Origin of the sequence: Novosphingobium chloroacetimidivorans (assembly GCF_014204535.1) — a bacterium.
Taxonomy (GTDB): Bacteria; Pseudomonadota; Alphaproteobacteria; order Sphingomonadales; family Sphingomonadaceae; genus Novosphingobium; species Novosphingobium chloroacetimidivorans.
Window position 1 is genome coordinate 1 of record NZ_JACHLR010000046.1, and the last position, 8,446, is coordinate 8,446.

Below are 8,446 nucleotides of genomic sequence, written 5' to 3' on the forward strand. Positions count from 1 at the left end.
CACAGGTCGTATGCGGTCCATAGCGCGACGGAATGTCTGCCCAGGGCGCTCCCGTGCGTAGCCGCCAGAAGATGCCATTCAGAACTCGGCGATCAACCACCCGCTTCACGCCGCGCACCTTCGTCGGCAGCAAAGGCTCGATCACCGACCACTCGAAATCCGTCAGATCAAACCGTGCCATGCTCGTCTCCTTGGTAAGCGGAGCCTGAGCCCCACCTTGCGAGTATGATCTGCAAAGCCGAGTCTCACCGCCTTTCATTCGGGCGGAGATGGCTGGTGCTATGACGAAGTCATATGATGATGCTGGTATCAGCGGGGCTCAGCGGCTTGAGATCTTCACGGGCGCGGGCAAGCGCCGGGATTGGCCGCCTGAGGTAAAGGTCTCGATCGTCGCTGAGAGCTACTCGGGCCAGGAGTCTATCAGCGCTGTGGCGCGCAGGCATGCGATGTACCCCTCACAGCTATTCACCTGGCGCCGCGAGCTGTGCAAGCAGATGCAGGCTCAAGGACCGGCATTGCCCGCCACCCCGGCGGGCCCGCCGCTGTTCGTCCCCGCAGTACTGGAGCCGTCTCTGCCAAGCGACGCTGGTCCGGTCAGCAGGCGCCCACGACGTCGGCGCCGATCATCACCGGCTGCTGTGGAGCTGGAGATCGATGGAGTGGCCGTGAGGATCGCGCGCGGTGCCGACAAGCGACTGATCGCCGCGGTAATCCAAGCTCTCAAGGCGACGCGATGATCGGCCCTGGCGCTGGCGCGCGCGTCATGGTTGCAACTCGGCCGGTGGATTTCCGTAAAGGGCCGGATTCCTTGGCGGCGCTCGTCGGTGCCGAGTACGGCGGCGATCCGTTTTCGGGGGTGATCTACGTCTTCCGGGCCAAGCGCAGTGATCGGATCAAGCTGATCTGGTGGGACGGCACTGGCCTGTGCCTGATGGCCAAGAAGCTGGAGCAAGGAGGCTTCCGCTGGCCCGGCATCCAGGACGGCGTGATGCGCATCACCGCCGCCCAACTCGGCGCATTGCTGGAGGGTTTGGACTGGCGCCGCGTGCATGGCGGCCGCCGTCGATAGCACCGCAGATCGCCGGTTGACGCGGGTTTAAGCTGATGATTCACTCGCTTCATGCTCACCGAAGCGGATCTGCCCGAGGAGAATGACGCGCTCCGCGCACTGGTCCTCGATCAGTCTCGGATGCTCGCCGAAGCGCACGCTTCTAAAGATGCTGAAGTCGCTGAGTTGGCCGTCGCGAAGTGCGAGGCCGACGCCGAGATCGAGCGGCTACAGGCGATCATCGATGCCTTCATGCGCCATCGTTTCGGTGCCCGTTCCGAGCAGCTCGATCCTGATCAGCTGCAGCTTGGAGTGGAGGATGTCGAGACGGCACTGGGGCAAGCGCGCGCGGTCCGCGATGCAGTCTCACAGCTCGCGCGCGCCGATAAGCCGCGCAAGACCAACCGGGGCTCCTTGCCTGCTCACCTCGAGCGGATCGAGCAGGTCATCGATGTTGAAGACAAGGCCTGTCCTTGCTGCGGCGGTGCGCTGCACGTGATCGGCGAGGATGTCGCTGAGCGCCTCGACGTCGTGCCTACCACCTTTCGTGTCCTGGTGACCCAACGTCCGCGCTACGGCTGCCGAGCCTGCGAGAGCACGGTCGTCCAGGCGCCGGCTCCGGCCCGCATCGTCGAAGGAGGCATTCCGACCGAGGCGCTGATTGCCCAGGTCCTCGTCGCCAAGTACGCCGATCACCTCCCCTTGTACCGCCAGGCGCAGATCTATGCGCGGCAAGACATCAAGCTCGACCGCTCCACCCTGGCCGACTGGGTCGGCCGAGCGGCCTGGTATCTGCGCCCGTTGCGTGATCGCACGCTGGAGGAGTTGCGAAGATCAGAGCGCCTCTTTGCCGACGAGACAACGGCGCCCGTGCTCGATCCTGGGCGCGGACGGACAAAGACCGGCCAGCTCTGGGCCTATGCCCGCGATGACCGATCGTGGGGTGGCAACGATCCGCCCATGGTCGCCTATGTGTACGCCCCTGACCGCAAGGCCGAACGGCCTGGCACCCACCTTGGAGATTTCGCGGGTATCCTGCAGGTCGACGGCTATGGCGGCTACACAGCGCTGGCCAAGCGTCGCCAACAGGTATTCCTCGCCTTTTGCTGGTCGCATGTCCGGCGCAAATTCTACGAGCTTGCCGACAACTCGCCGGTCGCGACTGAGATCCTGCGCCGCATCGCCATGCTCTACGCCATCGAGGACGAGGTGCGTGGCTCACCGGCTGAGCAGCGTCGCGCCGCTCGCGAGGAGCGCAGCCGTGTCATCGTGGAAGACCTCAAGCCTTACCTGGAAGCACGGCTCCGGCAGGTCAGCGCCAAGAGCAAGCTGGCCGAGGCAATCCGCTACGCTCTGGGCCGCTGGAACGGGCTCACCCACTTCCTGGACGATGGCCGTATCGAGCTCGACACGAACACCGTTGAGCGGTCGATCCGACCTATCGCTCTGAACCGCAAGAATGCGCTCTTTGCCGGGTCGGACGAAGGCGGCGACAACTGGGCGGTGATCGCCACCCTCATCGAGAACTGCAAGCTCTCTGGCATCAACCCGCACGACTGGCTCACCCGAACCCTCGTCGCCCTCGCCAACAGCCACCCGGCCAAGCGCCTCGCTGAGCTCATGCCCTGGATCGCCGTGCCCTAAGAACACCGCTTTTACCAAAACCTGTGGGCTCTGACTCGTTGGGGATCCCTGTCGCTGGGCGATCATGATTCTATGCCGCGAACGGCAGGAGGTTCGCGATGTCGACGGCACTTGAGGTTCGCAGCGACTATGGCGCGCAAGAGGTTCGCGCGGCAGCGAGGCGATGCAAGGAAGGCGCACACGTGCGCCGACTACTGGTCGTCGCTACGATCCTTGAGGGCGGCAGCCGTAGCGATGCCGCCAGGATTGGCGGGGTGACGGTGCAGATCGTGCGCGACTGGGTCGTACGCTTCAATGAGGGCGGACCTGATGCGCTGGCGACGCGCAAGGCACCCGGGCCCCGGACCATCCTGGACGATCGACATCGCCGCGCGATCGAGGAAGCTATCGCGACAGGGCCGATCCCGGCAGTGCATGGCGTCGTGCGCTGGCGGATCATCGACCTGGTGCAGTGGCTGTGGGATGAGTTCGCGATATCGATCAGCAAACAGGCGCTGGGGCACGAGCTACGTACGATGGGCTACCGCAAGCTCTCGGCTCGGCCGCGCCATCATGGTCAACGCAGCGAGGACATCGCTGTTTTTAAAAAGGCTTCCCCGCGCGCCTGGCGCAAATCCGGCGCCGCCTGCCCAAGGAAACCCGCATAGAGCTGTGGTGGCAAGATGAAGCCCGGGTCGGCCAGAAGACGCTGCTGACCCGGCGCTGGGCAAAGCGCGGAACACGCCCGTCCGCGCCGCGAGATCAGCGCCGGTCCTCGGCCTGGATCTTCGGCGCGATCTGTCCGGCGGAGGTAAAGGGAGCCGCGCTCGTCCTGCCCCGCTGCAACAGCCAGGCGATGAGCCTGCACCTCGCCGAAATCGCCGCCGCCGTCTCCCCGGGCGCACACGCTGTCGTCATGCTCGACCAAGCGGGGTGGCATCTGGCCGGCGCGCTCGAGGTGCCTGCGAACATGACCCTGCTGCCAATCCCGCCGCGCTGCCCCGAGCTCAACCCGGTCGAGAACGTCTGGCAATTCATGCGCGACAACTGGCTCTCGAACAGGATCTTCACGTCCTACGAGAACATCGTCGATCACTGCTGCGAAGCCTGGAACCGCCTCGTCGACCAGCCTTGGCGCATTATGTCCATCGGCATGCGACGATGGGCACATCGGTCGTGATCAACGAGTCTTGGTATTACTCTCCTTGCCGGAGACCTGAACCATGCATCAGCCTGTTTGGGAATCCTGTTTATGGGTTCATGGCCTAGCGCAAGCTGCACTACGACCCGCTGGATCAGGGCGACACCGGCTGCCCAACCCGCGTGCCGGGTTGACCAAGCCGGCTGGCATCAAGGCGCAGGTCGGCTACAAGCGTCGAGCTGCGGTGGCAAGTTGTTCCCGGTCGTCACCGCGCACGAACCCGCCGCTTCAGCAGTGAACGGCAAAGCCGTCGGAGCAGCAACGCAGGTTCGAGCGCATCGTCACGACCTTGCCTTGCTTACCATAGTCAGGGCGGACCTCGTACTTACAGGCCGGTCAATCTCTCCTGCACCGCCGAACGCGAGGCGGTGAGCGTCTGTGCGTTCGCCTTCACGGCCTTCCGTCCTGCAAGGACAAGCGCATGAGCAATGTTGGCAATCTTCTTGCGCGCCTTGTCCGTCGCCTCTTTCAGGATCTTGACTTTCATAGTCTTACGACCGAGCTGGCACCGAAGCTTGCGGATCCGCTGGTCCATCTGCCAGACGAACTGGTTGCTGGGCACATCATCGTCGCCAGTCACCGCAACGCTGCCTCCTTCGAGCATCATTGGTCGCCAACGATACAGAAGGTTGGCCGAGACGCCAATGCCTCGTACAAGCGCCGATTTACTGGCCCTGCCGTCCAGCGTCTCCTCTACGATCCCCAGCTACTCCGCGGCGGACCAGAAACGGCGGCCGCCACCATCAGCAATAACACTATGAGGGGATATAAGCATGTGCTCAGGGGATACTCGCAAACCTCCATTCTATGCCTGAGGGTAGCCGGAGGAAACGGTAGCCAACTCGACTTCCCAAGCGCGGTTAAGTATTTGCGCGGCCGAGGCAAGCTTGTCTTCCGGATGGAAGCGTCCATAATGCTTTTGAACGGTAGCCGGTGTGTCTTGGATGGCATAACTCGCCTGGGTGTAAGAGCCTGTTTGCTTGAGAACGTGGGTTGCGAGCACATCCCGCACATTATGAGGCCCATGCGGCAGCAACCCTTCGATAGCTCCGCGCCCCGTGTACGGGTTCTTGATGCCGTAGCGCTGTATAATCGATCGCCAAGCTTGATAAAATGAGTTCTGATCGAAAGCGGCGTTCCGCGTTGTAGTTTTAGTTGTCTTTACAAACAATGTGCCAGGATCCTGTACTCCATTCAGTAGACTTGAACGATGCACATCTAAGTACATTTCGATCATTGCGTATAACCCGTCTACATCAGGGAGGACTAGCAAAAACGGTCTACAGCGAAAGAAAGAAGACGCTGAATTTTTGAAAGCCGAGGCTGGAACCAGCACCTCCCAGCCATTCCGAGCCTCATTCCAGCGGAGTTCGCCTCTTCTCTTCAGCTCGAGCTGGCGCTCAGTCTCAGGTATGTTCCCTCGCCGGCAGAACAGTAGCTCCCTCAGGTTCTTTTGACGCAAACCGAGGTGGAGTCCGAACCTTAGTAGGAGAAATGATCGCACGGCTTCCGCAGCCGCTCGAGGATAATGCCGCTCGTCAGGCATGCGCTTGACGATTTCTTTGGTTATCAAGCGATACATACCAACAGGACTATCCGCCTTCAGTATCGGCATAATCGCTTCAAACGGATCCCTATGTACCCGCACGATACGCTGGATCTCTTTAGCCCTTTTTGAGCCATGTGCAAAGAGATTATCGCAAGCCGCCTCCCAGTCTGCCCTTGCAACATCTATTTGCTGTTGAGTAACTAAGCCGGATATAGGCTGCAGGCGCTCGGCTAAGTTCGGATGTTGCCTTATCCAACCAGTCGCATTTCGCGTGAGAGCTAGTCCGAACTGCACCATATCGACTTCCCACCTCGTGTAAAAGCCGCGTCGCCGCTCCCTCCATTGCACGTACCAGTCCCACACTGTTGGAAATACTAAAAGCCCCATTGCTAGTGCACCCCGCGGCGCGCCAAAACCGTTTACCGCGTGCTTCGGTGAGGCACCAAGGGCGCCGAACAAGAGACCGATATGACCAATCCTTTGCATGGCAGTCTGGGCGTTCCAGACGCCTTCTCGCCTGAGCCCGGCGTCGGTCAGCGTTGCAGTCTTGAAGCGGACCAGTTCACTGACCTCACGTGCGAGCTCTGGCGGCGCCACCTTGCTACGTGAACTATGCCGCCGCGCCGTTTTGTAAGCACGAACATACACCACGTCTGGGTTGTCGTTGACCAGCCTCTTAGCACGTGCATCGATTAGCATTGGAAATAAAAGTGCATAGCGATGCTTTGAGGCTGTAGCTTGGAAGCGTCGGAACTCAGTTCCCCCCGGTAGCATGACATTTCTTACCCACTGGAGTATTTCAGCGCGTTCCCTCTCAGATCTTTGATCAAAGTCGTCCGGCAGATGCCATGTGATCCAGGCCCGCTCGCTTGCGGTAAAGCCCGTGAGATACTTAAAGCATGATACCGCTCGATCGCTGTTCGGGAGCTTAGCCTTGAAGTAGTCTCTAGGTAGATCGTAGCGGCTCTCGATCGCAGCCAGAGTTAGCAAGCTTGCTGCCGTACGCGGCAGCTTTTCACCCGAAACCCATTTCAGGATAGTGGCGTGTTTTGTAAGGTGCCCTTGCTGCACAAGGGCTCTTTGAAGATGGCTGATCGATTCACCATGCCGAGATAGTTGCAGCCTCAGGGCATCCGAAAACGCCGGCGGGTCACACCAACTTTCAGCCTGTGTTCTTGAAATTTCAGCACCGTGCGCATGCTGAGCCCTCGTTTCCGATGTTGGAAAGTCTTTTCGTTCCTCAAATAATCCAGGGGCACCTGAGGCGCGGATCTGCCTAGATCGCTGGTCCATTTTGTTGCCTCGTATACGAATCTGCTGCTCTGTGGTTTTTACATCGATCAGGATGAAGCACGAGCGTAATCTTGAGGCGGGAAAGGCATCTTGTTGCGAGCCGCAGTAACCGTCACCCTCGGCGGAGGGTCACGAAGGCGGCAAGCCGACGTGTGCTCTCCAGACCGCCCGAAAGGCCGGCAAGTACGAGGTATGGGCATGGCGCTTACGCAACTATGGCTCCCGCTTTGGGCGTGCTGGTCTGTCCGAACTACGATGAAGGCGGCGCGCTGATCGGCTTCGCGAAGGCAACCCGACCTGACGGAGTGCTGGCACGCGCACCAGGAAGTCAAAGGGGCGCTCGCTCGGGATAATGGCTAGGAACAGAAGATGGACGTGGTGTCGCTAGTCGCCGGGCAGTGTTGCATCAGTGGCAGCCATATCTTCACGAGGCGCAGGCTGGTGGCGCAGGCGCGATGATCAAAGCAAGTCCTGGCGAGAGGTCGTGTCCGCCTCCGAGTACCGGGCACTGCAGAACCAGGTCGCCGAGTTGCAGAGCCTGCTGGGCAAGTAGACCATGGAGGCCGAGATCCTGCGTGATGCCGTATTCCGGGCCGCAGGCGCAAGGAAATTCCTTTTGCGCGCGATCTCGTTTGCGAGGCGACGACCGGTGAGGCCGAGGCTTTGGGCATCAGCCGCCAACACCTGTCAGCCGTACACAAGCGATCACCTGCACGCCGGTGAGGTGGACCGCCTTCACCGGAGGCCGAACTGGTGGGCGACATTCGGGCGCTGATCGCCGACTTGCCCACCTATGGTTACCGCCGTGTCCATGCCAAGCTGCGCCGCCAGGCTGCCAAGGCCGGGTGCACAGCGCCCAATTCAAAGCGAGTATACCGGGTCATGAAGGTGCACGGGCTGCTGCTTCAGCGCCACAGCAGCAGCCAGGAGGAGAGGCGCCACGAAGGCCGCCTTGCCGACGATCAGCGCAACACCTGCTGGTGCTCTGACGCGCTGGAGATCGCCTGCGACAATGGCGAGAATGTGCGTGTCGCCTTCGCGCTCGACTGCTGTGACCGCGAGGCCCAGGGGCCCGTAGCTACCACCGGCGGCATCATCGCCGAGGACATGCGTGATCTGATGGTCACTACTGCCGAGCATCGCTTTGGCCCGGTGAACTGCTTGGCCTCACTGATCGATGGCTCGACGACAACGGCAGTCCATACACTGCTGGCGATACCCGCCGCTTCGCTCGCGCTAGGTCAGTAGGTGGGCGCAAGTTCGGTCACCGCCGTGCTGTTGCTGTCCTGGATCGGAGGGGGCGCAGCAATCATCCTTTCAAGAGCATCGCCCCAAGACTCGAACGTGAGGGGGCTGGCAGCAATGACTACCGAATGAAATATTCAGGTCTTTCCCGCAGGATGAAGATGGACCGACAGGCGCATCGACTTGGACCTTGTATGCTGGACGCTGGCAAGCTCGCGCGTGACGGCACGATGGCAGAGGCCTTCATGCAGAAACCAACTTAGGGCCGAACTAAGCTGGCGAAAGTCCTATCGACGCCGCAAAGGGGCAGCCATGAGCGGATAATGGAAACGACGCCTCTGCTCTCCATTCAGACTCGCGTATGATGGCCCGATAATTCGCGAACGCGACCACTAGGCCACCGACTCATTATGCCGCAGCCAGATGCGTATGGATGCGAGTTGGACTGAGGCGAGGAAGTTGTCGTCGCGTTTGTCGTAGCGGGTAG

General features: G+C 61.0%; 8 protein-coding genes and 1 pseudogene. 5 read left to right on the forward strand and 4 right to left on the reverse strand.

Annotated features, from left to right (window positions below):
- The coding region (locus HNO88_RS21250) for a transposase (RefSeq protein WP_184250688.1) at positions 1-181 on the reverse strand (181 nt) is incomplete at its 3' end.
- Between the two features lie 100 nt (positions 182-281).
- Between HNO88_RS21250 and tnpA the strand changes: the two genes are divergently transcribed.
- The 4 genes from tnpA (at position 282) to HNO88_RS21270 (ending at position 3,851) form a co-directional block, all read left to right on the forward strand.
- Positions 282-737, forward strand: coding sequence for an IS66-like element accessory protein TnpA (tnpA, locus tag HNO88_RS21255; RefSeq protein WP_184250690.1), 456 nt, complete (start codon positions 282-284; stop codon positions 735-737).
- On the forward strand, positions 734-1,069 hold the full coding sequence (gene tnpB / locus HNO88_RS21260) for an IS66 family insertion sequence element accessory protein TnpB (RefSeq protein WP_184250692.1): 336 nt from the start codon (positions 734-736) through the stop codon (positions 1,067-1,069). Before tnpA ends, tnpB begins: the two co-directional genes overlap by 4 nt.
- A gap of 51 nt (positions 1,070-1,120) precedes the next feature.
- Entirely contained in the window at positions 1,121-2,692 is a 1,572-nt protein-coding gene (tnpC, locus tag HNO88_RS21265; protein WP_184250695.1) for an IS66 family transposase, read from the forward strand.
- A gap of 98 nt (positions 2,693-2,790) precedes the next feature.
- Positions 2,791-3,851 (forward strand): IS630 family transposase gene (locus tag HNO88_RS21270; protein WP_184250698.1). Its coding sequence is split into 2 segments (ribosomal slippage): positions 2,791-3,283 and positions 3,283-3,851, totalling 1,062 coding nucleotides; the frame shifts between segments, so codons are not numbered across the junction.
- Between the two features lie 346 nt (positions 3,852-4,197).
- Here HNO88_RS21270 and HNO88_RS21275 read toward each other — a convergent pair.
- The 3 genes and pseudogenes from HNO88_RS21275 to HNO88_RS21280 all read right to left on the reverse strand — a co-directional run bounded on the left by HNO88_RS21275 (position 4,198) and on the right by HNO88_RS21280 (position 6,714).
- Positions 4,198-4,452 (reverse strand): helix-turn-helix domain-containing protein, encoded by a 255-nt coding sequence (locus HNO88_RS21275; RefSeq protein ID WP_221420161.1) that lies wholly within the window; start codon positions 4,450-4,452, stop codon positions 4,198-4,200.
- Positions 4,450-4,647, reverse strand: a pseudogene (locus HNO88_RS23210) (transposase); the annotation flags it as partial. The pseudogene HNO88_RS23210 and the gene HNO88_RS21275, both read right to left, overlap by 3 nt.
- A gap of 30 nt (positions 4,648-4,677) precedes the next feature.
- Positions 4,678-6,714, reverse strand: coding sequence for a hypothetical protein (locus HNO88_RS21280; protein ID WP_246382271.1), 2,037 nt, complete (start codon positions 6,712-6,714; stop codon positions 4,678-4,680).
- 753 nt (positions 6,715-7,467) lie between these two features.
- Here HNO88_RS21280 and HNO88_RS21285 point away from each other — a divergent pair.
- The gene (locus tag HNO88_RS21285; RefSeq protein ID WP_184250703.1) at positions 7,468-7,962 is read left to right on the forward strand and encodes an IS3 family transposase; all 495 of its coding nucleotides are present in this window, start codon (positions 7,468-7,470) and stop codon (positions 7,960-7,962) included.
- Positions 7,963-8,446: the final 484 nt, after the last annotated feature.

Bases quoted from the DNA above. Each gene is read 5' to 3' on its own strand.
- tnpA (WP_184250690.1), top strand. From the start codon at position 282: ATGACGAAGTCATATGATGATGCTGGTATCAGCGGGGCTCAGCGGCTT.
- tnpB (WP_184250692.1), top strand. From the start codon at position 734: ATGATCGGCCCTGGCGCTGGCGCGCGCGTCATGGTTGCAACTCGGCCG.
- tnpC (WP_184250695.1), top strand. From the start codon at position 1,121: ATGCTCACCGAAGCGGATCTGCCCGAGGAGAATGACGCGCTCCGCGCA.
- HNO88_RS21280 (WP_246382271.1), bottom strand. From the start codon at position 6,714: ATGGACCAGCGATCTAGGCAGATCCGCGCCTCAGGTGCCCCTGGATTA.